Source organism: Paraburkholderia dioscoreae (assembly GCF_902459535.1).
Classification (GTDB): Bacteria; Pseudomonadota; Gammaproteobacteria; order Burkholderiales; family Burkholderiaceae; genus Paraburkholderia; species Paraburkholderia dioscoreae.
Genome location: NZ_LR699554.1, coordinates 1,802,535 through 1,824,301, shown reverse-complemented (window position 1 = coordinate 1,824,301; position 21,767 = coordinate 1,802,535). Strand labels below are relative to the sequence as shown.

Annotated in this window: 21 protein-coding genes and 1 riboswitch; of the genes, 7 read left to right on the top strand and 14 right to left on the bottom strand. The window is 63.9% G+C overall.

What is annotated here, in order from left to right:
* Positions 1-8: 8 nt before the first annotated feature.
* A complete protein-coding gene (locus tag PDMSB3_RS38215) occupies positions 9-134 on the bottom strand; it encodes a hypothetical protein (RefSeq protein WP_007177357.1) in 126 nt (41 codons plus the stop codon).
* 401 nt (positions 135-535) lie between these two features.
* Here PDMSB3_RS38215 and PDMSB3_RS28380 point away from each other — a divergent pair, with 401 nt between their 5' ends.
* Both PDMSB3_RS28380 and PDMSB3_RS28375 read left to right on the top strand, forming a co-directional pair.
* Positions 536-2,929, top strand: a complete 2,394-nt coding sequence (locus PDMSB3_RS28380) for a phosphoketolase family protein (protein ID WP_007177356.1) — start codon at positions 536-538, stop codon at positions 2,927-2,929.
* 13 nt (positions 2,930-2,942) lie between these two features.
* Positions 2,943-4,103, top strand: coding sequence for an acetate/propionate family kinase (locus PDMSB3_RS28375; protein WP_165188424.1), 1,161 nt, complete (start codon positions 2,943-2,945; stop codon positions 4,101-4,103).
* A 2-nt stretch (positions 4,104-4,105) separates the two neighbouring features.
* On the opposite strand, the gene PDMSB3_RS28370 is transcribed toward PDMSB3_RS28375, so the two are convergent.
* Both PDMSB3_RS28370 and PDMSB3_RS28365 read right to left on the bottom strand, forming a co-directional pair.
* On the bottom strand, positions 4,106-4,366 hold the full coding sequence (locus PDMSB3_RS28370; RefSeq protein WP_165188422.1) for a BON domain-containing protein: 261 nt from the start codon (positions 4,364-4,366) through the stop codon (positions 4,106-4,108).
* Positions 4,367-4,492: 126 nt separating this feature from the next.
* Entirely contained in the window at positions 4,493-5,704 is a 1,212-nt protein-coding gene (locus PDMSB3_RS28365; protein WP_165188420.1) for a D-amino acid dehydrogenase, read from the bottom strand.
* Positions 5,705-5,887: 183 nt separating this feature from the next.
* Positions 5,888-5,981, bottom strand: a riboswitch (glycine riboswitch).
* Positions 5,982-6,190: 209 nt separating this feature from the next.
* On the opposite strand from PDMSB3_RS28365, the gene PDMSB3_RS28360 reads away from it, so the two are divergent.
* Positions 6,191-6,823: a LysE family translocator gene (locus PDMSB3_RS28360; protein ID WP_165188418.1), complete on the top strand. Its 633-nt coding sequence runs from the start codon at positions 6,191-6,193 to the stop codon at positions 6,821-6,823.
* A 14-nt stretch (positions 6,824-6,837) separates the two neighbouring features.
* Here PDMSB3_RS28360 and PDMSB3_RS28355 read toward each other — a convergent pair whose 3' ends face one another.
* From PDMSB3_RS28355 to PDMSB3_RS28340, 4 genes are all read right to left on the bottom strand, one after another.
* Positions 6,838-8,094 carry an MFS transporter gene (locus PDMSB3_RS28355; protein ID WP_007177351.1) on the bottom strand — a complete coding sequence of 419 codons (1,257 nt, stop codon included), beginning with the start codon at positions 8,092-8,094 and terminating at the stop codon, positions 6,838-6,840.
* A 263-nt stretch (positions 8,095-8,357) separates the two neighbouring features.
* Positions 8,358-8,885: a GNAT family N-acetyltransferase gene (locus tag PDMSB3_RS28350; RefSeq protein WP_007177350.1), complete on the bottom strand. Its 528-nt coding sequence runs from the start codon at positions 8,883-8,885 to the stop codon at positions 8,358-8,360.
* A 6-nt stretch (positions 8,886-8,891) separates the two neighbouring features.
* The gene (locus PDMSB3_RS28345; RefSeq protein WP_007177349.1) at positions 8,892-9,464 is read right to left on the bottom strand and encodes a helix-turn-helix domain-containing protein; all 573 of its coding nucleotides are present in this window, start codon (positions 9,462-9,464) and stop codon (positions 8,892-8,894) included.
* A 102-nt stretch (positions 9,465-9,566) separates the two neighbouring features.
* The gene (locus PDMSB3_RS28340; protein WP_007177348.1) at positions 9,567-10,139 is read right to left on the bottom strand and encodes a lipocalin family protein; all 573 of its coding nucleotides are present in this window, start codon (positions 10,137-10,139) and stop codon (positions 9,567-9,569) included.
* A 215-nt stretch (positions 10,140-10,354) separates the two neighbouring features.
* On the opposite strand from PDMSB3_RS28340, the gene PDMSB3_RS28335 reads away from it, so the two are divergent.
* A complete protein-coding gene (locus tag PDMSB3_RS28335) occupies positions 10,355-11,065 on the top strand; it encodes a YceH family protein (protein WP_007177347.1) in 711 nt (236 codons plus the stop codon).
* Here PDMSB3_RS28335 and PDMSB3_RS28330 read toward each other — a convergent pair.
* The 6 genes from PDMSB3_RS28330 to PDMSB3_RS28305 form a co-directional block, all read right to left on the bottom strand.
* Positions 11,062-11,580 carry an SLATT domain-containing protein gene (locus PDMSB3_RS28330; protein WP_007177346.1) on the bottom strand — a complete coding sequence of 173 codons (519 nt, stop codon included), beginning with the start codon at positions 11,578-11,580 and terminating at the stop codon, positions 11,062-11,064. The two genes, PDMSB3_RS28335 and PDMSB3_RS28330, sit on opposite strands and share 4 nt — an antisense overlap.
* A 115-nt stretch (positions 11,581-11,695) precedes the next feature.
* The gene (locus PDMSB3_RS28325) at positions 11,696-12,976 is read right to left on the bottom strand and encodes an acyl-CoA dehydrogenase family protein (protein WP_007177345.1); all 1,281 of its coding nucleotides are present in this window, start codon (positions 12,974-12,976) and stop codon (positions 11,696-11,698) included.
* A 151-nt stretch (positions 12,977-13,127) separates the two neighbouring features.
* Positions 13,128-14,033, bottom strand: a complete 906-nt coding sequence (locus PDMSB3_RS28320; protein WP_165188416.1) for an ABC transporter permease — start codon at positions 14,031-14,033, stop codon at positions 13,128-13,130.
* Positions 14,034-14,035: 2 nt separating this feature from the next.
* Positions 14,036-14,950 carry an ABC transporter permease gene (locus PDMSB3_RS28315; protein ID WP_007177343.1) on the bottom strand — a complete coding sequence of 305 codons (915 nt, stop codon included), beginning with the start codon at positions 14,948-14,950 and terminating at the stop codon, positions 14,036-14,038.
* Between the two features lie 115 nt (positions 14,951-15,065).
* Entirely contained in the window at positions 15,066-16,361 is a 1,296-nt protein-coding gene (locus PDMSB3_RS28310) for an ABC transporter substrate-binding protein (RefSeq protein WP_007177342.1), read from the bottom strand.
* A gap of 105 nt (positions 16,362-16,466) precedes the next feature.
* Entirely contained in the window at positions 16,467-17,525 is a 1,059-nt protein-coding gene (locus tag PDMSB3_RS28305; protein WP_007177341.1) for an ABC transporter ATP-binding protein, read from the bottom strand.
* A gap of 315 nt (positions 17,526-17,840) precedes the next feature.
* On the opposite strand from PDMSB3_RS28305, the gene PDMSB3_RS28300 reads away from it, so the two are divergent.
* Genes PDMSB3_RS28300 through PDMSB3_RS28290 form a run of 3 tightly spaced genes read left to right on the top strand, consistent with a single transcriptional unit; the run spans position 17,841 to position 20,137 of the window.
* On the top strand, positions 17,841-18,806 hold the full coding sequence (locus PDMSB3_RS28300; protein WP_007177340.1) for a polysaccharide deacetylase family protein: 966 nt from the start codon (positions 17,841-17,843) through the stop codon (positions 18,804-18,806).
* A complete protein-coding gene (locus tag PDMSB3_RS28295; RefSeq protein WP_007177339.1) occupies positions 18,803-19,537 on the top strand; it encodes a GntR family transcriptional regulator in 735 nt (244 codons plus the stop codon). The genes PDMSB3_RS28300 and PDMSB3_RS28295 overlap by 4 nt, the downstream gene beginning before the upstream one ends.
* Positions 19,538-19,546: 9 nt before the next feature.
* Positions 19,547-20,137 (top strand): flavin reductase family protein, encoded by a 591-nt coding sequence (locus tag PDMSB3_RS28290; protein ID WP_007177338.1) that lies wholly within the window; start codon positions 19,547-19,549, stop codon positions 20,135-20,137.
* 34 nt (positions 20,138-20,171) lie between these two features.
* Here the strand turns inward: PDMSB3_RS28290 and PDMSB3_RS28285 are convergent, their stop codons facing one another.
* A complete protein-coding gene (locus PDMSB3_RS28285) occupies positions 20,172-21,758 on the bottom strand; it encodes a gamma-glutamyltransferase family protein (protein ID WP_007177337.1) in 1,587 nt (528 codons plus the stop codon).
* Positions 21,759-21,767: the final 9 nt, after the last annotated feature.

The window sequence follows — 21,767 nt, the reverse complement described above, 5'->3', positions numbered from 1 at the left end:
GGCGGCGCTCAGCCGTGGCCGAACAGCTTGACCAGCAAGCCGAACACGCCGATCAGAACGGCGACACCCGCGAACAGCAGCACGAGTGCGATGACAAGGATCAACGGTGCTTTGAAGCGGCTGGGTGTCGGCATGATTCAACGGTAAGGGAGGGAGGCGGGCAGCGGAGGATACGCCGGATGCGGTCCGCCGTCGCGCATGCAGCGTGACGAGCTTAAACGCATTCACTTAATATGCGCATAAGTCTAGCGTATGCGGCGCGAGGCCGAGTGCCCGCGAACTGGCAGATACGGGGTTGGCTCAAGCCGTGGACGATTGCGTCGAACCATGCGGCACACTTCCTGTCACACTCCGTGACGAGCGCCGGGTAGCGGCGCGAAATCCCGCTGCAACGGGCCTTTGCCGCTACGCTTTCGTGATGTCATCCGCATGACAGGATGGCCGGCCGCGCTGATTTTTTTGCGCCGGCCGTGTCACGAACCACCGCCGCCGCACCCGCCAACCCGCCTGACAGTCCTTTCCAAGGAGTGACGCCATGGCTGAAGCAACCTCCCGTCCCACGCCGCCGCAAGTCCTGGATGCCGATACGTTGCGCAACATGGATCGCTACTGGCGCGCCTGCAACTACCTCTCGGCCGGGATGATCTATCTGCGCGACAATCCGCTGCTGCGCGAACCGCTGAAACCCGAACACATCAAGAACCGTCTGCTGGGCCATTGGGGCTCGGACCCGGGGCAGAGTTTCCTGCTCGTGCATCTGAACCGGCTGATCAAAAAGCTCGATCTGAATGTGATCTACGTAGCCGGTCCCGGTCATGGCGCACCGGCTACGCTGGCCAATTGTTATCTCGAAGGCCACTACTCGGAAATCTATCCCGACCGCAGCGAAGACGAAGCCGGCATGCAGCGCTTCTTCCGGCAGTTCTCGTTTCCGGGCGGCATCGGTTCGCATTGCACGCCCGAGACGCCGGGCTCGATTCATGAAGGCGGCGAGCTCGGCTATAGCCTCTCGCATGGCTACGGCGCCGCGTTCGACAACCCGGACCTGATCGTCACCGTGATGATCGGCGACGGCGAAGCGGAAACCGGTCCGCTCGCCACCTCGTGGCACTCGAACAAATTCCTCAATCCGATCCGCGATGGCGCGGTGTTGCCGGTGCTGCACCTGAACGGCTACAAGATCGCCAATCCGACCATTCTCGCGCGCATTCCCCGCGAGGAGCTCGAAGCCTTGCTGACCGGTTACGGCCACAAGGCGTATTTCGTCGAGGGCGACGACCCCGCCGTCATGCATCAACAGATGGCGGCGACGCTCGAACAATGCATCGGCGAAATCCGCGCGATCCAGCAGCATGCGCGCGCGAACAACGACGCGACGCGCCCACGCTGGCCGATGATCGTGCTGCGTTCGCCGAAAGGCTGGACCGGCCCGAAGGAAGTCGACGGCCACAAGGTGGAAGGCTCGTGGCGCGCGCATCAGGTGCCGGTGCTCGATCCGGTGACCAATGGCAAGAGCCTGAAGCTGGTGGAAAACTGGATGCGCAGTTACGAGCCCGAGTCGCTGTTCGACGAAGCCGGGCGTCTCGTCGAAGAACTGCGCGAGCTCGCGCCGAAGGGTGCGCGCCGCATCAGCGCCAATCCGCATGCGAACGGCGGCTTGCTTTGCAAGACGCTCGACATGCCGGCGTTTGGCGATTACGCGGTGGCGGTGAAGAAACCGGGCGGCACGTACACGTCGCCGACCGAGGTGCTCGGCAAATTCCTGTGCGACGTGATGCGCCGGAACATGACGAACTTCCGCGTATTCGGTCCTGACGAAACCGCAAGCAACAAGCTGACCGCGATCTATGAAGCGTCGGAAAAAACCTGGCTCGCGCAAACCGAGCCGAGCGACGCGGACGGCGGCGATCTCGCGGTGGACGGCCGCGTGATGGAAATGCTCAGCGAGCATACGCTCGAAGGCTGGTTCGAAGGCTACGTGCTGACCGGCCGCCACGGCCTGTTCGCCACGTACGAAGCGTTCGTCCACGTGATCGATTCCATGTTCAACCAGCACGCCAAGTGGCTGGAGAAAGCCAAACGCGATCTCGGCTGGCGGCAGCCGGTGCCGTCGATCAATCTGCTGATCACCTCGCTCGTGTGGCGGCAGGATCACAACGGTTTCACGCATCAGGATCCCGGCTTTCTCGATGTGGTCACGAATAAAAGCCCGGACGTGGTGCGCATTTATCTGCCGCCCGATGCGAATTGCCTGCTGAGCGTCGCCGATCATTGTTTGCGCTCGCGCGACTACGTCAACGTGATCGTCGCCGACAAGCAGCCGCATCTGCAGTATCTCGACATGGACGCGGCGCTCACGCATTGCACCAAGGGCATCGGCATCTGGGACTGGGCGTCGACGGATCAGGGCGTGGAGCCGGACGTGGTGATCGCCAGCGCGGGCGACATCGCCACGATGGAGGCGCTCGCCGCCGTGCAGATTCTGAAGGAGCGTTTCGCCGATCTGAAGATCCGCTTTGTCAACGTGGTCGACCTGTTCCGGCTGATGCCCGAGCACGCGCATCCGCACGGGCTGTCCAACCGCGATTTCGATTCGTTGTTTACCGCGACCAAGCCGGTGATTTTCAATTTCCACTCGTATGCGTCGCTGGTTCACAAGCTGACCTATAACCGCACCAACCACGACAACCTGCATGTGCACGGCTATCACGAGAAGGGCAATATCAATACGCCGCTCGAACTGGCGATCATCAACCAGGTCGACCGCTTCTCGCTGGCGATCGATGTGATCGATCGCGTGCCGAAACTGCGCGGTGTCGGCGACCATGCGAAGGAATGGCTGCGCGGCCAGGTTATCGAACATCTCGCTTATGCGCATGCCGAGGGCATCGACCGGGAAGAAATCCGCAACTGGACGTGGAAAGGCTGAGCGAGGCATGACCATGCGCACTCAAGACGGTGCAGAGGATCAAACGATTCTGGTGCTGAACAGCGGTTCGTCCTCGCTGAAGTTCGGGCTCTTCAGGCGCACGGGCGACGACGAATCCCTCCTGCTGGAAGGCAGCGCGGAAGGCATTGGACGCAGCGACGGCAGCTTGCGGATCAAGGCGCCCGATGGCCGCGTGCTGGTGCAGCAGGAGCACGAGCTGGAATCGCAGACCGATGCATTGCAAAAGCTCGCGCAGGTTCTCGCGCAACAGCACCATGCGCGGCCTTCGGCGGTGGGGCATCGGGTGGTGCACGGCGGACCGCGTCTGCGCGCGCATCAGCGGATTACCGCCGGGGTGCGCCGTCAGTTGCAGGACGCCGTGCACTTTGCGCCGCTGCATATTCCCCCCGCGCTTGCGCTGATCGACGAGGCAGAGACCATTTTCGCCGACGCGCCGCATTTTGCCTGCTTCGATACGGCGTTTCATGCCACGCTGCCGCCGCGTGCGGCGCAGCTTGCGTTGCCGCGCCGCTATGTGGAGGCCGGCGTGATGCGCTACGGTTTTCACGGGCTCTCATACGAATCGCTGGTGACGCGGCTCGGCGCCGACTTGCCGGCGCGCGCGGTGTTCGCGCACCTCGGCAACGGGTCGAGCGTATGCGCGCTACGCGACGGCCAATCGGTCGATACGTCGATGGGGCTGACCCCGACCGGCGGCGTGCCGATGGGCACACGCAGCGGCGATCTCGACCCCGGTGTGCTGCTGTATCTGATGCGCGTGGAAAAGCTCGATGCGGGCGCGTTGGAGACGCTGCTCAATCGCGAGAGCGGCCTCGCCGGCTACGCGGATGGCGAGAGCGATATGCAGGCGCTCGAAAAACGCGCCGCGGCGGGCGATACAAATGCGTCGCTGGCGCGCGATGCATTTGCCACAGCGGTGCGCAAGACGATCGGCGGCTATGCGGCGCTGCTGGGCGGAATCGATTTGCTGGTATTTACCGGCGGCATCGGCGAACACAGCCAGGAGATCCGGCGGCGCGTGTGCGACGGGCTCGCTTTCATGGGGCTAACGGAAGGCGATCCGGCGGGCAAGGTGAGGGCGATTCACACGGAAGAGGAAAAGCAGATCGCGAGGCATTGCCGCACGCTGTTGCGGCAAACGGATGCAGCCTGACTTCATTTGGGCTTGACGACGGTGTGATCCGAAACGCCGGTTACGCCGAACAGGCGGGTCACGTCTTCGAGTGCGGCGGTGCGTTGCTGATCGCGCTGCAGTTCGCCGCGTAGCGTGATGCGGCCGCGCGAGACGTGAACCTTTACGGCGTGTTCAGGGACCGCGGCGTCCCAGGCGAGACGCTGCGTCGCCTCCGCGGCGATCTGTGCATCGCTCAGGCGTGCTCTGTCCGCCTGGTGTTTCGCGGCGCGACCGTGTGGCATGCGTTCTCCACGGAAGTGATACGGATGGGAGAACACTAGCAGAAGTGGCGGATTTTGCTCGCATTGGATGACGGCGGTGAGATCAATACAATCCGCCGCCGTCGGCAAAAAAATCCCGCCGCAAGCCTACCGGATCGCGCCCGCCAGCGCCTGCGCCGTCGCGGCCGACAACGTCCAGCCCAGATGCCCATGCCCGGTGTTGTAGAACACGCCACGCCGCTTTCCTCGGCCTACCTTGGGCAACATGCTCGGCAGCATCGGCCGCAAGCCCGCCCAAGGGACCACGCGCGAGGTCGACACCTCGGGGAAATAACGCCGGGTCCAGTCCACTAGCGGCGCAATCCGGTCCGAACGGATATCGCGGTTGAAGCCGTTGATCTCGGCCGTGCCGGCCACGCGAAAGCGATCCATGCCCAACCGGCTCGTGACGATCTTCGCGCTATCGTCGAGCAGACTCACCCAGGGGGCACGCTGCTGGCTGATCTCGTCGTCGAGACAGACGGTGATCGAATAGCCTTTCACCGGGTAGATGTTCACGTGGTCGCCCAACATGGCCGCAAAATCTCGGCTCTTCACGCCGGCGCACACGACGACCCGCTCGAACGCAAACCGCTGCGATTCGCCTTCGAGATTGACCGCCAGCGAAAAGCGGCCCTCGCCAGGCTGCTCGATCGACGTGATCTCCGCGTCGTAGTGAAACTCGACGCCGTGCCGCACGCACGCCTGAGCGAGACCGCGCGTGAACTTGTGAATATCGCCGGTCGAATCGGACGGCGTGAAAAATCCGCCGTAGAAATCGCCATGCAGCGTGGGTTCGATGCCATGCAACTCGCCCGCCGTGACCGGGTTGCGGTCGAGTCCGCCTTCGCGCAACAGTTCGTTCACCTTGCTCGCAGCGTCGAATTCCTTGCGGGTCTTGTAGATGTGCAGAATGCCGCGCCGCTCCAGATCGAAGTCGATGCCCTCGGTCTCGGCAATCGAAAACAGATGCTCGCGCGCGGCAATCGCGAGCCGCACGGTTTCGACCGTGTTCGCCCGGTAGTGCGGAATCTGCCGCAGAAATTCGCCCATCCACGAGTATTTGTGCCAGGTGGGCGCGGGATTGAGCAGCAGCGGGGCGTCGCGCGTGAGCATCCAGCGCAGTCCTTTCATGACGGTGGCGGCGCTGTTCCAGACTTCGGCATTGCTGGCGGACAACTGGCCGCCGTTGGCGAACGAGGTCTCCATTGCCGCATAGCGATGGCGCTCGAAGACAGTAACGTGGTGGCCGCGCTGGGCGAGGGCGTGAGCGGTCGTGACGCCGGTAATGCCGGCGCCGATAATGGCGATTCGTGACATGACATGGTCCAGAGTAGTTGAGCATCACCGGTGTCGATTTCGTGTCGAAACCGGCGCTGATGCCCCATCTGTCCATGTACCTGAGAGTTTCTTCTCCGCAGCGGCCGGCCCGATGCGAGCCGTGTGCGGGGAATCCCCTTCGGTGGGCGCACAGGCTATGCCGATGCGCCGCTCTCCAGATGTTCCTGCTGCGCGGTCCTTTTGCCTGAGAGTTTCCGGGGCGGTTGCTCCGTCGGCGTCGTCACGAACATCTGACGATCTCTCCCGCGCTGCATTGCAGAACGGCTCGACAATACCGGTCAAAATAATTCGCCGCAAGTGTTTCCTGCAATGCACCGTGCGAGTAGCGGTCTGAAACGGCACGTCTGAAGATGAATGCGGTTTCTACTCCGATGCGAATCTTTCAAGCCGGCTGTGGGGCTGAAAGCGCCCGCATCGGCTATATTTGGCGGCACTATCCGACTTTCATTCGCAAAGGAGAATGCCGTGCCCGCCCTCACAACGTTGCTCGCCTTCGGTCTGGTCTCGCTCGGCATGGTGCTCACGCCCGGGCCGAACATGATCTATCTGATCTCGCGATCGCTCTGCCAGGGGCGCCGCGCGGGTCTCGTTTCGCTTGGCGGCGTCGCGCTCGGCTACGTGTTCTACATGTTCTGCGCCGCATTCGGCATTACCGCGCTGCTGTTGACTGTGCCGTACGCGTACGACGCATTGCGTTTCTGCGGCGCGCTCTATCTGCTGTATCTGGCATGGCAAGCGGTCAAGCCGGGTGGCCGCTCGCCGTTCCAGGTGCGCGACCTGCCGCACGACAGCCGCCGCAAGCTCTTCATGATGGGGCTCGTCACCAATCTCGCGAACCCGAAGATCGCGGTGATGTACCTGTCGCTGTTGCCGCAGTTCATTTCGCCGGGACACGGCAGCGTGCTTTCGCAATCGATCGCGCTGGGCTGCGTGCAGATCGTTATCAGCGTGACCGTCAATGCGTTGATCGCGAGCATGGCGGGCTCGATTGCCGTGTTTCTCGCCGGGCGCCCGGTGTGGCTGCTGGTGCAGCGCTGGTTGATGGGCACCGTGCTTGCCGGACTCGCGGTGCGCATTGCGCTCGATTCGCGCCGCTGATTTTTTGCGGCGCGTTATCCGCCGCGCGCCGAAGCGGAGCCCGAGCCCGAACCGGAACCCGAACCTCTGAACACCCAGCCGTTGAACAGCGCCCCGCATAGCATCAACGCGCTGGTGATGAGAAACACCGACTGCATGCCGAAGTGCGCCCCGACAAAGCCGCCCGCGAGCGGCCCTGTGACCTGTCCCGCGTAATTCGCCGAAGTCGCGTAGCCGAGGATATAGCCGGCGGAACGGTCGGGCACGTTATGGCGGATCACGCTCGTAATGCACGGCAACAGGCCGGCCAGCGCGAGCCCCATCAGAAAGCGCAGCACCACCAGTTGCAGGCCGCTCGTGACGAACGCCTGCGGCACGAGCAGCACCGCGCACACGCTGAGACACGTCACGATCACTTTCGGCGCGCCGATCCGGTCGGCGAGACGGCCCACGCGCGAAGCCGCCAGCACGCTGCCGAGCGCGGAGGCCGACATCACGAAGCCCGACACGAGCGTGACGTGCCTCGCGTCGTGCACCAGTTGGCCGACGTACACGGTGATGATCGGCTCGATCGACATGTTGGCGAACATCAGCAAGCCGGAGGTGAACAGCATCGCCAGCACGGGGCGCAGGTCCGGCACGGTGGCCCAGCCGGTGGCCGCCCGCTCCTCGTGCGATTTGCCGCGTGTGCGGTCCACCGGTTGTTCCTTGACGAGCAGCGTGGTCGCAATGAAAGCACAGAAGATCATCGCCCCCGCAATGAAAAACGTATTGCGGATGCCGATCAGCGGCGGCAGCGCGCCGCCTACCAGCGGGCCGACGAGACTGCCCGCCATCACGCCCGAGGCCAACGTGCCGAGCGCCCAGCCGGTGCGTCCGCGCGGCGTCTGCGTGGCGATCATGACGGTCGCGCCCGACGCATAGCCGCCGACGAGTCCCGCCAGAAAGCGCAGTCCCACCAGTTGCCAGACATTCTGCGCAAGCCCGAGCAGGGACATCACGACGGCCATGCCGAGACTCGCGCGAATCAGGATCAGCTTGCGTCCGTAGCGGTCGGCCATGCGTCCCCACAGCGGCGACACCAGCGCCGCGGCGAGGAACGTCGCGCCGAACGCGACGCCCGACCATTGCACGGCGGCCGCGGCCGGATGCACGCCGAGCTGCTGCACATAGAGCGGCAGGAACGGCAGCAGCAGGGTCATCGCGACGATGGTCGTGAACGAACCGAACAGACAGACATAGAGATTGCGCTGCCAGTGGGGCGCGCCGTCGGCGGGAGTGGCTGAACTCATCGAGGCAGGATGGGAAGCGAAACGCACAGGGTCGGGCCGCACGCGCGGCGAAAAGACGATTGTGCCTGAGCGCGGCCAATCGGGCTGCGGAGGCGGGCGAAGTATGGCCGATCGTGCTCATTCAGTGTCGTCCGGTGCCACTCGGTGTCACTCGGTGAAGCGGACGCAACGCGGCCGGGCAGACACGCGGATAGATGTTCAAGTATTCGAAGACGGCCTGACGTACAACGGCACAACGGCACAACGGCACATCCACGCCTCACTCATAGCGCCTTGTACATAATGGTGGTCGCGTCGAATTCATCGGAATGCGTGTCACGCGCGTATCCCGGGATCACGCCCGCCGTGCGATAACCCAGTGCGGTATAAAGCGGCTCGGCGTGGTCGCCGGTTCGGGTGTCGAGCGTGAGCAGTCTGCGCTGCAAGCCATGCGCATGGCGTTCGAGTTCCGTCATCAGCGCACGCGCAATGCCCTGGCGGCGCAAAGCCGGATGCACCAGCAGTTTGCGCACTTCGGCGCGATGCTGCTGATTCGGCATCGTGTCGTAATCCAGCTGTACTGTGCCCGCAATCGCTTCGCCGTGACGCGCAACCAGCAGCACCAGGCTGCCGGCACGCAACGAAGCCAGCACTTTGCCGCGCCAGAACGCCTCACATTCGTCGATGCCGCACGGCATCACAAAGCCGACGCTGGCGCCGTCATGCACACAGGCGCGCAGCAGTGCGCCGAGTTCGGGAAGCTGACGCACGAGGTCGTCGGCGGAGAAAGCGGTGAGGGTGGTCGCGCTCATGCTGGCTCACACGATGAAGAGAATGTAGCGGGCCCCGCTGTGCGCGGGCGTCACGAAAGCGCTTGCGCCGAACAGCTGATAGCGCAGGCAGTCGCCGGGTTGCAGGTTGTGGCTTTGGCCGTCGACGGTGATCTGCAGTTGCCCTTCGAGCAGGATCAGATGATGTTCGAGGCCGGGCCGCGGCGATGCGTCGTAGGTGATGCGCACGCCGGCATCGAGTTCGCATTCCAGCGCTTCGCCGCTCAACGCCTGCGCGGGCGGCGACACGGAGCGCCGCCGGAAGCCGACGCTGGCGTCGGTCCAGAGCGGCTGGGCGGCGCGCGGCACGTGCGGCGCGAAGTCTTCTTCGACCATGTGCATGAGGCGCGAGATTGGCAGGCCGTACGCCACGCAGAGCTTGCCGAGCACGCTCGCCGTGGGGCTCACGGCGGCGTTTTCGAGGCGAGAGAGCGTCGCGCGGCTGACGCTGCTGAGTCTCGCGAGATCGTCGAGCGACCAGTTGCGCTCGGCGCGCAGCGCCCGCAACCGCTGCGCGATGCGGCGGTCGATGGCGTTGTCGTCGGGGAGTGGGTTTTCCATATTCGGGAAATTATCTCGAATATGGAAAATGGTCAATCAGGAAAAAATGGGGCGGCCGGTGGGCGTGCTCCGATCGGTTCTCGCGCAGTCAAGGGACGCAGCTTACTCGTGCCTGGTCATGCGCAGCATTGAGGTGTCGTAACCCAGTGCGTGAACCCGCTCGATCAGCGCGTCTTTCACGCTTGCGGCAGGTGTCGCTTCGCGCGTCAGAATCCACAGATAACGTCCGCTCGGCTCGCCGACGATCGACCAGCTATAGTCGTCCGCGTGGTCCAGCACCCAGTAGTCGCCGAAGAAGAACGGGCCGAAGAACGACACCTTCAGCTTCGCAGTGCCCGAACCGGCGACGACTTTCGCGCGGCCCTTAGCCACGTCCGCCGGCCCGTTCACGGCGCCCTTGTGGCAACTGTTGATGACGTCGATCAGGCCGTCGTCGCGCGTGGCATAGTCGGCGGTGACGGCTTCGCAATCGCGCTCGAAGCCGTTTTCATAGCGCGCCAGTTCATACCATCGACCGAGATAGCGGCTCAGATCCACGGGTTTCGCCGGCTCGGGCACACGCGCGTTGCCGCTTTTGCCGGCCGGGCTGAACGCGCAGGCGCCGAGCAGGCACACTGCGCCGACCACGAGTGAAATGGCGCTCAGGCGCAGGACCGACTGGCGGCGTAAAGGCATCGAGCGACTCCATGAGTGAAGGACATCCGCTGGCAGCACGCCGCGTGCCAGATGGCCTCGCGTGCGCCATGCCGCAGCGGAGATTCGTACACCGCCACGACCTCGGCCGTTTATCATAGTGCCCACAAACCAGAACGCGTCGCCCGGCTGTGCAGCGGTAACGCACATCAGCACGTCATTCACGAGACCCGGCGGCTCATACCGCGACATCATCCATGAACTCCACTCCCGACACTTCCTCCCGTCCTTCGATCCGCGCGCTGACCTTGCTTGAAGGGCGCGTGCTCGGCGTGCTCGTCGAAAAGCAGCACACGGTGCCGGACAGCTATCCGCTTTCGCTCAACGCGCTGACCTTGGGCTGCAACCAGAAAACCGGCCGCGCGCCGGTCATGAACGCTACCGAAGCCGAGGTGCTGACCGCCGTCGACGGATTGAAACGCTTGAGCCTCGTAATGGAAGGCAGCAGCAGCCGCGTGCCGCGCTTCGAGCACAACATGAACCGGGTGCTGGGTTTGCCGAGCCAGTCGGCGGCGCTGCTTACCACCCTGTTGCTGCGCGGCTCGCAAACCGCCGCCGAATTGCGCCTGAACAGCGCGCGTTTGCATGGCTTTGCCGATATCTCGTCGGTCGAAGCGTTTCTCGATGAACTCGCGGCCAACGACCCGCCACGGGTCGTGAAACTCGCGCGCACGCCGGGCGAGCGCGAGAACCGCTGGACGCATCTGCTGTGCGGCGAGGTGAGTGCGAGCGAACTGGCGCAGCCGGGCGCCGAAGACGACGCGGTGCCGTTGTCCGCGTTCGAGGCGGTCAAGGCCGAACAGAAGCGCCTCGCCGATGAAGTGAGCCGGCTGCAGACCGTGGTCCGCCGCATGGCGGCAGAGCTGGGTATCGACGCCGGCGACCTTACTGCCGGCGAAGGCGCCTAAGCATCGCGGCTGCGCGGCGTATCCGCGGACAGCGTCCGCTGGGTGCGATGGAAAACGCGCGGCGGCACGTTGGGCGAATCTTCGGCCAGCCGGTCGAGCTCGTCGCGGATCGCGGTGAGATAGTGGCCGTCACGCGCATCGGCATCACCTGCAAAGACCGCTTCGAGCCGGCGACGCACCGCGCCATAGCGCGCACCGGCGGCGCGATGTTTTTCGGCGCGTTCGGCGTAGCGCAGGAAGGTCTGCAGCGCGGTGGAGACCGCGGCCGCCACGCTCACGAAGCCCACGAAGATCCTGAGCTCGGGCGAGACAGCGGTGGCATGCAGGGAAGCGAACACCGCCGTCCCCACGAAGGCGGTCAACGCGGTTGCGAGCCAGCCGACCTGGCGGTCGCGCGCCGATAGCAGGTCCGCCATGTCGTAATGGCTCATCTGGGATTCGCGCGCACGGCGGATCCACTTCAGCAGAAGCTGGTTCTCGTCGACCGGAGGCTCGTAGGCAGGCAGATTCTTCATGTCGCTCGTCAGGGCTGTTCGGTTGCGCAAGCTTAGCGCATGCGCCTGACAACACTGTGCCACATGAAGGCGGCGATCCGCATGCCGCCGCCGGTCTGCTGTCCTTATGCCGTCCTTATGCCGCCGCCGCTTGCGTTGCCGCAGCTATCTCCTGCTGCCGAGCCACCCCGAAGCGCTCGCTGTGCGCGTTGCCATTCAGGTAGAAGTCGCCGATCGCGGCCTCGCGAATGATCGCCGGATTGTGCGACGCCAGCACGCGCGCATTGCGCCAGTAGCGATCGAAGCGGCGCGCTTCGCTGGTGGCCGACGCGCCGCCGACTTCGAACAGCAGCGTCGCCGCCTGCAACGTCTGCTCGATGACGATCTGCTGTGCCTGGAAAGTCTGGATGTCCAGGTGGATGTAAGTCTGCTCGTCGGTGCGGCCTTCCTGGCGCGCGACGGAGACTTCATCGATGGCGCGCGCGAGTGACGTGCTGATGCTTTGCGTCGAATAAGCGAGGCTCGCGAGGCGCCCGACCACGCGATGCACGAGAGGATTGTCGCGCGGGCTCGAAGCACCCGGAACACCGAAGGTCCGGGTTCTGGCTTGCGTGAACGCGACCGCATCGCGCAACGCCGCGCGGCTGATCCCGGCGAGATTCGCGACATGTAGCGCCTGATAGTAGGCCGTGAGCAGGCTGTTGCGACGCGGCTCGGCAGCGTTATAGCGGCGGTAGAGGTTGTCGGGCGAGACCGGCACCCGCGTGAAGCGCGCCGTGCCGCTACCCGTGAGCCGTTGTCCGAAACCGTCCCAATCGTCGATACGTTCGAGGCCCGGCGTGCCGGTTTCGACCAGCACGCGCACGTCGCTCGTGCCGTCGTGCGCGGTGACGTCGACCCAATCCGCGTACAGCGTGCCCGTGGTGTAGTACTTTTCGCCGTCGAGATGCCATGCGCCATCCGTTTGCGTGAGACGCACGCTGTTGTTGGTGACGCCCGTGCGCTCGGACACCGCGCCGCCGACGATCTGGCCTTGCACGATCCTCGTGAACCAGCGCTCGCGCAACGATTCGTCGCCGTTTTCCAGCAGTGCCTCGATAAAGCCGCCATGTACGCGCAGGATTTGCGGCAGATTCGAGTCCGCTTCGCCGAGACGCGTGACCAGCGCGAAGAATTGCGTGAGCGAGATGCCTTCGCCGCCGTACTGTCTGGGTACGCGCAACCGGGTGTAGCCCGCCTCACGCAGCCATTCCACCGGCTCGTAAGCGAGTTCGCGCTGCTGCTCGCGTTCGACCGCGCCTTCAGCGATCCGGGCGAAAACAGGCGCGAAGCGGCGCGTCAGCGGATCGTCGCCGAAGAGTTGCGCGGCGTCGGCGATGCTGTGTTCTGGGCTGGTTGGCGATTGAACTGCGGACATGGGTTCTCCGAAACGGGGTGCGCGTGGGGCGCAATCAGAGAACGGTAAGGGACGGGAACGGGTCGAGCAACGAAGTATTTGGCCGATTCTTAGCAGCAGGAGTGAAATGCCTGCCGGAAAGCGCCGCGACCGCCGCGGCGCGGCAGAAGGCCTACTTCAATCCCGCCACCACGCGCCTGCGCGCCAGCCATCGCACGGCGAGCAGACATAGGCCCATCACCGTTAGCGACAACACCGTCGTCATGGTGCCGAGCGCGTAAATCACCGGCGTCGTCACCGACGTGGTGAGTCCCTGAAGCTCGAGCGGCAGCGTGTTCTGGTCGCCGATTGCCTGCGAGGTGCGGGCAATCTCGTCCCATGAGAGCGTGAAGCCGAACATGGCGACGCCCACCACCGAAGGACCGATGATCGGCAGCACCACATACCGGAAGCTCTGCCACGGCGTTGCGCCCAGATCGCGCGACGCTTCTTCGTAAGCCGGGTTGAAGCGGTTGAACACCGCGAACATGACCAGCAAACCGAACGGCAGTGTCCATGTGAGATGCGCGCCGAGCGCGGACGTGAAGAGACCCATCGAGGTGGTATAGGTATCGGCGAAAGACTGATGGCCCCACGCCGAGGCAAGGTACTTCACACCGTTATCCAGCAGGCGGAACGTCAGGCCGATGCCGAGCGAAACGATAATGGACGGCATGATCAGACTCGCAACGGAGACGTAGAACACCGCCGTATCGCCGCGAAACTTTCTGCGAAACGCGAGGCCCGCCGCGACGGAAAAGAGCACCGTAAGCACCGTAACGGCCACGGCGAGCCGCACGGAGCGGCCGAACGCGGCCCAGATATCGACGTCGCCCACCCCGTCGCGCAGTACCGAGAACCAGTGCAGCGACACACCGCGCATGGGAAACGTGAGGCCGCCTTCGGGGCCCTGAAACGACAGAATGAAAATGGTGATCACCGGTCCGTACAGAAACAGCACGAACAGGCCGAACAGCAGCGCGAGCCAGTAGAAACTCGCCGGGCGATGCTCGCGATGTTTGAGGCGAATGGCCTGCATCTTCACAGTTCCTTGCGAATGTCCACAACCCGCGTCAAACCCCACACGATCATCAGCACCACGGCGAGCAGAATGATCGCGTTGGCCGCTGCGGCGGGAAATTGCAGGTAGCCGGTTTGCACCTGAATGATCTTGCCCACCGACGCGATCTGTTGGCCGCCCATCACGCCGACCGTCAGGAAGTCGCCCATCACGATCGTGATGACGAAGATCGAGCCGATCACGATGCCGGTTTTCGACAGCGGCAGCACCACGTCGCGCACCACCTGCCAGCCGCTCGCGCCGGCGTCGCGCGCGGCTTCGAGCAGCGACCGGTCGATGCGCATCATCGCGTTGAAGATCGGCACGATCATGAAGAACGTGTAGAGGTGAACGAAGGCGAGCACCACCGAAAAGTTCGAATACAGCAGCCATTCCAGCGGCTGGTCGATCAGATGCGCGCCGAGCAGCGCCTGATTGACGAGACCGTTGCGGCCGAGCAGCGGCATCCACGAAATCATGCGGATCACGTTCGAAGTCCAGAACGGAATCGTGCAGACGAGGAACAGCACGGTCTGCATGCTCGTGGTGCGCACATGGAACGCGAGGAAGTAGGCGATCGAAAAACCCAGCAGCAAGGTCACCGCCCACACGATCGCGCAGAATTTGAGCGTCGACCAGTAGGTCTTGAAGGTGACGCAGATGTCCGTCATCGACGAACAGCCGTCGAAGATCGCCGCGTAGTTCTTCAGCGTGAACGCGGGGATGATCTGGTATTCGTTGAAGTCCCAGAAACTGACGATCAGCGTAATGACCAGCGGCACGATGAAAAACAGCAGGAAGGTCAGCGAGAGCGGCGTCGCCTGCAACCATGCCGGCGCGCGGCGGTGTTTGACGGGCTCGTCCTGCGCGTGCGAGGGAAGGTCGATCGTTGCCATAGGCGGATTTCTAAGGAATGACTTTGCGTTCAGACAGGCGGTGACAGCCGGCGCTCTGGGCGCCGGCTGTCACGTCGAACCGCGGCCTCGACTGCGGTATTGACCACGGTGTCCATCAGGCCGCGATGAACTCGTTCCACTTCTGGACCATGTAGATGTTCTCGTCCATCACCGCGTTCCAGCAGGCAATCGCGCCCATGCGCTGGTTGTACGAGCCGCCGTCGCGCACGGTGCCGGCTTTTTCGAGCAACTGGCCGTCCGGCGCCTTGATGTCCTGCGCGGCCGGCTTGCCTTCGATCCAGTAGTCCCACTCGTAGGGCTGCATGTGCGTCTTCGCGGTTTCGAGCACGCCCGAGTAATAGCCCTGACGCATCAGATATGCGCCCGCCCAGCCGTCCTGGAACCAGTTGACGAACTCATACGCCGCGTCGAGCTTCTTGCCTTGCAGCGAACGCGGGAAACCGAAGCCCGATGCCCACGAACGATAGCCTTCCTTGAGCGGCTGGAATTTGCAGGCGATCCCCATCGTGCGGACTTTCGTGACGGCGGGCGACCACATGGACTGGATCACCACTTCGCCCGAGGCCATCAGGTTCACGCTTTCGTTGAAGTCCTTCCAGAACGCGCGGAACTGGCCGGCGCGTTTCGCTTCGATCAGGATCTTGATGGTCTGATCGATCTCGGCCTTGGTCATGTTGCCCTTGTCGCCGTATTTCACGTGGCCCATCGCCTCGATCGCCATCGCCGAATCCATGATGCCGATCGCGGGAATGTTCAGCAGCGCCGCCTTGCCCTTGAACTGCGGATTGAGGAGTTCCGCCCAACTGTCGATGGGCCGCTTGATCAGGTCGGGCCGGATGCCGAGCGTATCCGCGTTGTAGGTGGTGGGAATCAGCGTCATCCACTCGGTGGGCGTGGCGGAGAATTGCGTGGAGCGCGGGCCGGTGAGGAACATCACTTTCTTCGGCGCGGTGCCTTGATCGCCGATCTTCTTGCCGTTGACTTCGCCGCGCGTGAGCACCGGCGTGATCTTGTCGGCGAGCTTGATGCGCTTCACGTCCATGCCTGCCAGCGTGCCGGCCGGAATCAGCTTCTTGAGCGCGAAGTATTCGGTGTCGACAATGTCGAACGAGTTGGGCTGCGTGATGATGCGTTTGGCGACGTCATCGGTCGTCACCGGCACGTATTGAATCTCGATGCCGGTGTCTTCCTTGAATTTCTTCGCGATGTCGGCGCTCTGATTGACCGCCGTGCCGAGGTAGCGCAACGTGATTTTTTCCTGCGCGTGCACGTACGGAAAACCGGCAATACCGGCTGCCGCGACCGCGCCCTTGATGAACGTGCGGCGCGACAGGCCTGTTTCCTTCCCATCCGTTGCGGCCGGTGCCGGGCTCTCGTTCGCTTCACTCATTGCTTTCTCCTCAGTTGACGTTCGATTGACGTTCGGTTTTTGCTTGCTGGAAGTCTCGTGCGCGGCGATGTCATACCGCTTCAATGCACAAAACTTCACCACTACTCAGGCCGCGAGCGGATGCGCGTCCTGTTCGTTCCACCAGACCACCACGCGAGCTTCGGGGCCGAGCCGTGCGGGGTCGTAATCGCCGTCGCTCACGAGCGAGATCAACTCAGGCGACCCGTCGAGCGGATCGAGCGTCATGCGCAGATGGGTGCCCTGGTATTCGGCTTCGCGCACTGTGCAAGGCACGCCGCCGATGCGCGTCATGCCGTTGTCGCCGCCGGCGTTCTGCACCGGCGTGATGCCATGCGGCACGATGCGCAGATGATCGGCGCGCACGGTAAACAAACGGCCATTGGTTTTGAAGACGTTATGACCGCCGAGAAAGCGCGCCACGAACTCGGTGCGCGGACGGTTGAAGACCTCGTGCGGCGTGCCGCTCTGTTCGATGCGGCCGTGGCTCATCACCACGACGAGATCGGCCAGCGCCATTGCTTCTTCCTGCGAATGCGTGACGTGCACGAAGGTAATGCCGAGTTCCTTCTGCCAGCGCTTGAGTTCGGCGCGCATCTGCACGCGCAGGAACGGGTCGAGCGCGGACAGCGGTTCGTCGAGCAACAGGCAGCCCGGCTGATTCAGCAATGCGCGCGCGAGCGCGACACGTTGCTGCTGGCCGCCGGAAAGCTGCGCCGGTTTGCGTTCGGCATACGCCGACATGGCGACCAGTTCCAGCAACTCGGCGGCGCGTTTGCGCCGCACATCTTTGGCGATGCCGCGCATCTTCAGGCTGAACGCGACGTTGTCGAGCGCGCTCAGATGCGGGAACAGCGCATAGTTCTGGAACACCATAGCCGTGCCGCGCGCGGCCGGCTCCGCGCGCGTGACGTTGCGGCCGGCGATCAGAATGTCGCCTTCGGTGACGGATTCATGCCCGGCGATCATGCGCAAGGTCGAGGTCTTGCCGCATCCCGACGGCCCGAGCAGACAGCAGTACTGGCCGCCGGCAATGCGCAGATCGATTGCGTCGACGGCAAGCGAGTCGCCGTATTGCTTCGACACGTGCACCAGTTCGATATCGGCGGCTTTGGTTTCGAGCACCGTTGAAACAGGCTGAATCATCAGGAGGTGTCCTCGTGAACGGCGAAGAGCGCGGCGCGCGAAAGCTGACGCTGCGCCCGAACGAAACCAGGCAAATGCAAGACATGTGCCATCCGTTGCATCGAACGGTGCGCCGATTGCCGACATACCGTTGTGCTTAACGTCTACGAGTTGGCTCATATTTTGCAAACGATCCGCAGCATCGATCGTTAGCGATTCAGGCGTTTCTTCTTGCGCGATCACGGTGCGTCTTCGGTCCGTCTCGGGGCATGATCCGGCCAATCCGGTTCATCTGTGACGCAACCCGTCGCGTTTCATCACCCATGGCTTCTTCAAATGAACGACACACTGAACATGCCCGCAGCAGCGAACCGCGCGCGCCAGTTGCTCGCCACGCACGGCCGCTTTGCGTACCGGCCGATCACCGACAGCGACGCATTCCGCTGGCCGGGCGATACCGGGCTCGCGGTCTATCTGGGCTTCAACATCGAACACTTTGCTTTCGGCGAAGGGCTGGGCGCGGCGCTCGGCCCGATCTCGCCGCAACCGGATGTACTCAACCACAGCTGGCGGGAGTATGGCAATCGGGTCGGCGCGTGGCGCTGCATCGAACTGTTCGATCAACTCGATCTGCCGGCCGGCGCGCTGATCAACACCGCGCTCTACGATCATTGTCCCGAACTGATCGAGGCCTGTGTGGCGCGCGGCGATGAACTGATCGGTCACGGCCACACGAATGCGCACCGGCAAAGCGATCTGGACGAAAGCGGCGAACGCGAGTTGCTTCTGCATTGCCGCGAGCGGATCGTCGAAGTGTCGGGCACGATACCGCACGGCTGGCTTTCGCCGTGGATTTCGGAGTCCCATCTGACGCCGGATCTGCTCGCCGAGACCGGCTATCGCTACACGCTGAACTGGTGTCACGACGACCGTCCCGTGCGGATGGCTACGCGCGGCGCGCCGCTGTGGTCGATACCATATCCGCAGGAACTCAACGATCTGCCGATGATGGTGGGCCGCCATATGGATGGCCGGGCCTTCGCCGATATGATCGTCGACCAGTTCGACGAGATGCTCGAACAGGCCAATCGCGGCACGCAGCCTCAGGCGCTCGTCATGGGCATTGCGTTGCATCCGTATCTGGTGGGGCAGCCTTATCGCTTACGGCATTTGCGCCGTGCGCTTCAGCATATCGCCGCGGCACGCGCCCGGGGCGACGTGTGGATCACCACGCCGGGCGCTATCGCGGACCATATGGACAAACTGGAGCGGGACGGCATCGTGCGCCCGCCCGTTGCATGAACGCGAAAGCCGGCGCGGCTACCGCAAAAAAAGCCCGCAAAGACGATGCGGATCTCGACGCGCGCATCTATCAGTCGATTTTCGACGGCGTGCTGAACCATCGTCTGACGCCGGGCACGAAGCTGCCGGAGCCCGAGTTGTGCCAACTGTTCGGCGTGGGCCGCGCGGTGGTGCGGCGCGTGCTGGAAAAGCTCGCGTATGACGGCATTGTCGTATTGCGGCCTAACAAGGGTGCGGTGATCGCCGAACCCACGCCCGAGGAAACGCGCGAGATCTTCGAAGCGCGCCGCTCCGTCGAGCGGATGCTGGTCGAGTTGGCGGTGCAGCGCGCGAATGCCGGGGATATCAAGGCGTTGCGTCAGCAACTCGCGAGCGAACATGACGCGATGCACCGCTTCGACCAGCCTTCGTGGGCGACGCTCGCCAGCGGCTTTCACATGCGCATCGCCGCGCTGGCGGGTAACTCGATCCTGCAAAACTATCTGAAGGAACTGGTCTCGCGCTGCTCGCTGATCGTGGGCGTGTATGAACCGCCGGGGCATGCACCGTGCGAACACGCGGAGCATGCGGCGATTGTCGATTGCATCGAGGCGCGCGACGCGGCCGGCGCGATGGCGCATATGGAAGCGCATCTGCGCGACCTCGAAGAACGGATCGAAACCTCGCGAATGCGCGGCGAAAAGAGCCTCGGCCAATTGCTCGGCATCACCGTATCCGCCACTTCCAACTAGGCAGCCGACATGGAAATCGATTTCGCAGCAATCACGGAATACCAGCGCTACAAGCTGATGGCGAGCCTGATCGTGCCGCGTCCTATCGCGCTCGTCACCACGCTCGGCGCCGACGGCACGATCAACGCCGCGCCGTTCTCGATGTTCAACATGCTCGGCGAGGAACCGCCGATCGTGATGATCAGCGTCAACCGCGTGGCCGACGGCACGCTCAAGGACACCGCGGTGAATATCGTGCGCACCGGCGAGTTCGTGGTGCATCTCGCCGACGAAGCTATCGCGGACAAAATGCATCGCTGTGGAGAACGGCTGCCGCCGAACGTGAGCGAACTCGCCGAAGTCGGCTTGACGCCCGTGCCGAGCTCGCACGTTGCGCCGCCGCGCATTGCCGAAGCGCCGGTCGCGTTCGAGTGCACGACATGGGAGACGCTGGAAACGACGAGCCGGCAGATTTTCATTGGACGTGTGCATCGGTTGCACGCGCGCGACGAGCTGATCGATACGGAAACGTGGCGCGTGCGCTTGCAACATTATTTTCCGGTGGGGCGCTTCGGCGCGAGCGACTATATAACCACGCGGGACCGGTTTACGCTTGGATGACGTGCCGGCTCGCATAACCCGGCATAACCGCCCATCAAACCGCCAGCGCACGCCCATCGCTGCGCGGATCATGCGCGCCCGAAGCCGACCCGTCCGGCTCGATGCGAATCACGCCGGGATGTCCCGCCAACGGACTCTGCGCCGCAATCGCGCTCACTTCATGGCCGCGCGCGGCGAGTGCCGCGAACACGTCGGCGCCGGCGTCCGCTTCGAGCTTCAACGCATCGCGCGTGTCGGAGAAGGTCTTGCCGAGCAGAAAACGCGGGCGGGCGAGGGCACTCAACGGATCCATGCCGTAGTCGATCAGCCGCGTGAGAATCGCGGCCAGCGTTTGCGGCTGACCGTCCGCGCCTTGCGTGCCGAACAGCAGTTGCGGGCGGCCGTCCTTCACATACATGCCGGGGTTCAGCGTATGGAAAGGCCGCTTGCAGGGCTGCACGGCGTTATGATGCGCGGGGTTCGTGCTGAACGACGCGCCGCGGTTGTGCCACAGAATGCCGGTCTCGCCCGCCACCACGCCGCTGCCCCAATCGAAGTACACCGTTTGCAGCACGCTCACGCTGCGGCCTTCACGATCCGTTGCGCCGACGAACACCGTATCGCCCGGCCGGAACACGTGCGGCCATGCACGCGCTTCGTGCAGGTCGATGGAACGTGCATGGGCGTCGAGCGTGGCAGGTGACAGCATGTCATTCACAGGCACGCTGTTGAACTCCGGATCGCAGACGAAGCGGTCACGCTCCACGAACGCGCGCTTTACCGCTTCCACCAGCAGGTGATAGTAGTCGGCGCTGCCTTCCGGAATCGACGCAAGGTCGAAGCGCTCCAGCGTGCCCATGATCTGCAAGGTCGTCACGCCTTGCGTGGGCGGCTGCAGGCTCACCAGTTCGCCGCCGCGATAGGCGACACGCAATGGCGGTTCGTTACGAGCGCGCGTGCGGGCGAGGTCGGTAGAGCTGAGCGGCGAACCCGCTTGCTGAAGACCATAGGCGATTCGCTCGGCCAGTTCGCCGTCGTAAAACTCGCGCGCGCCGAAACGCGCAATACGGTCGATGCTTTTGGCCAATGCCGGCTGCATGAAGCGCTCGTCAATCGCGGGAATGCGGCCGTGCGGCGCGAAGGTTGCCGCGAAACCGGGCAACGTGCGCAGTTCGTCGGCGCGCATGGTTTGCCAGAAGTGCTGCGACGGCGTCACGGGAAAACCGTCGGCGGCGAGTTCGAGCGCGCGGTCGAACAACGACGACCACGACTGCTTGCCGCCCCACGCGTTCTGGCTGATTTCGTAAGCCTGATGCCAGGTATCGACGGTCGCCGCAGTCGTGATTGCCGACGCCGCACCGCGCAACGGAATCGCGTCGCCGAACGCAGGCAATTGCGCCGCGGCCTGGCCGATGCCCGACACCGTGCGCAGCATTCCTTGCCGGTCGCCGATCACCCAGAAGGCGTCGCCGCCGAGTCCCGTGAAGTGCGGGTACGTCACGCATAGCGCGGCGCCGATCGCGATGGCGGCTTCGATGGCATTGCCGCCCGCGCGCAGGACGTCGCGGCCCGCTTCGCTCGCCAACGCGTGCGGGCTGGTGACCATGCCGCCGTGCGTGCCGGCGGGTTTCAGATTGTGCATCGAGGCTCC

Bases quoted from the DNA above. Each gene is read 5' to 3' on its own strand.
- PDMSB3_RS38215 (WP_007177357.1), bottom strand. From the start codon at position 134: ATGCCGACACCCAGCCGCTTCAAAGCACCGTTGATCCTTGTCATCGCA.
- PDMSB3_RS28380 (WP_007177356.1), top strand. From the start codon at position 536: ATGGCTGAAGCAACCTCCCGTCCCACGCCGCCGCAAGTCCTGGATGCC.
- PDMSB3_RS28375 (WP_165188424.1), top strand. From the start codon at position 2,943: ATGCGCACTCAAGACGGTGCAGAGGATCAAACGATTCTGGTGCTGAAC.
- PDMSB3_RS28370 (WP_165188422.1), bottom strand. From the start codon at position 4,366: ATGCCACACGGTCGCGCCGCGAAACACCAGGCGGACAGAGCACGCCTG.
- PDMSB3_RS28365 (WP_165188420.1), bottom strand. From the start codon at position 5,704: ATGTCACGAATCGCCATTATCGGCGCCGGCATTACCGGCGTCACGACC.
- PDMSB3_RS28355 (WP_007177351.1), bottom strand. From the start codon at position 8,094: ATGAGTTCAGCCACTCCCGCCGACGGCGCGCCCCACTGGCAGCGCAAT.
- PDMSB3_RS28350 (WP_007177350.1), bottom strand. From the start codon at position 8,885: ATGAGCGCGACCACCCTCACCGCTTTCTCCGCCGACGACCTCGTGCGT.
- PDMSB3_RS28345 (WP_007177349.1), bottom strand. From the start codon at position 9,464: ATGGAAAACCCACTCCCCGACGACAACGCCATCGACCGCCGCATCGCG.
- PDMSB3_RS28340 (WP_007177348.1), bottom strand. From the start codon at position 10,139: ATGCCTTTACGCCGCCAGTCGGTCCTGCGCCTGAGCGCCATTTCACTC.
- PDMSB3_RS28335 (WP_007177347.1), top strand. From the start codon at position 10,355: ATGAACTCCACTCCCGACACTTCCTCCCGTCCTTCGATCCGCGCGCTG.
- PDMSB3_RS28330 (WP_007177346.1), bottom strand. From the start codon at position 11,580: ATGAAGAATCTGCCTGCCTACGAGCCTCCGGTCGACGAGAACCAGCTT.
- PDMSB3_RS28325 (WP_007177345.1), bottom strand. From the start codon at position 12,976: ATGTCCGCAGTTCAATCGCCAACCAGCCCAGAACACAGCATCGCCGAC.
- PDMSB3_RS28320 (WP_165188416.1), bottom strand. From the start codon at position 14,033: ATGCAGGCCATTCGCCTCAAACATCGCGAGCATCGCCCGGCGAGTTTC.
- PDMSB3_RS28315 (WP_007177343.1), bottom strand. From the start codon at position 14,950: ATGGCAACGATCGACCTTCCCTCGCACGCGCAGGACGAGCCCGTCAAA.
- PDMSB3_RS28310 (WP_007177342.1), bottom strand. From the start codon at position 16,361: ATGAGTGAAGCGAACGAGAGCCCGGCACCGGCCGCAACGGATGGGAAG.
- PDMSB3_RS28305 (WP_007177341.1), bottom strand. From the start codon at position 17,525: ATGATTCAGCCTGTTTCAACGGTGCTCGAAACCAAAGCCGCCGATATC.
- PDMSB3_RS28300 (WP_007177340.1), top strand. From the start codon at position 17,841: ATGAACGACACACTGAACATGCCCGCAGCAGCGAACCGCGCGCGCCAG.
- PDMSB3_RS28295 (WP_007177339.1), top strand. From the start codon at position 18,803: ATGAACGCGAAAGCCGGCGCGGCTACCGCAAAAAAAGCCCGCAAAGAC.
- PDMSB3_RS28290 (WP_007177338.1), top strand. From the start codon at position 19,547: ATGGAAATCGATTTCGCAGCAATCACGGAATACCAGCGCTACAAGCTG.
- PDMSB3_RS28285 (WP_007177337.1), bottom strand. From the start codon at position 21,758: ATGCACAATCTGAAACCCGCCGGCACGCACGGCGGCATGGTCACCAGC.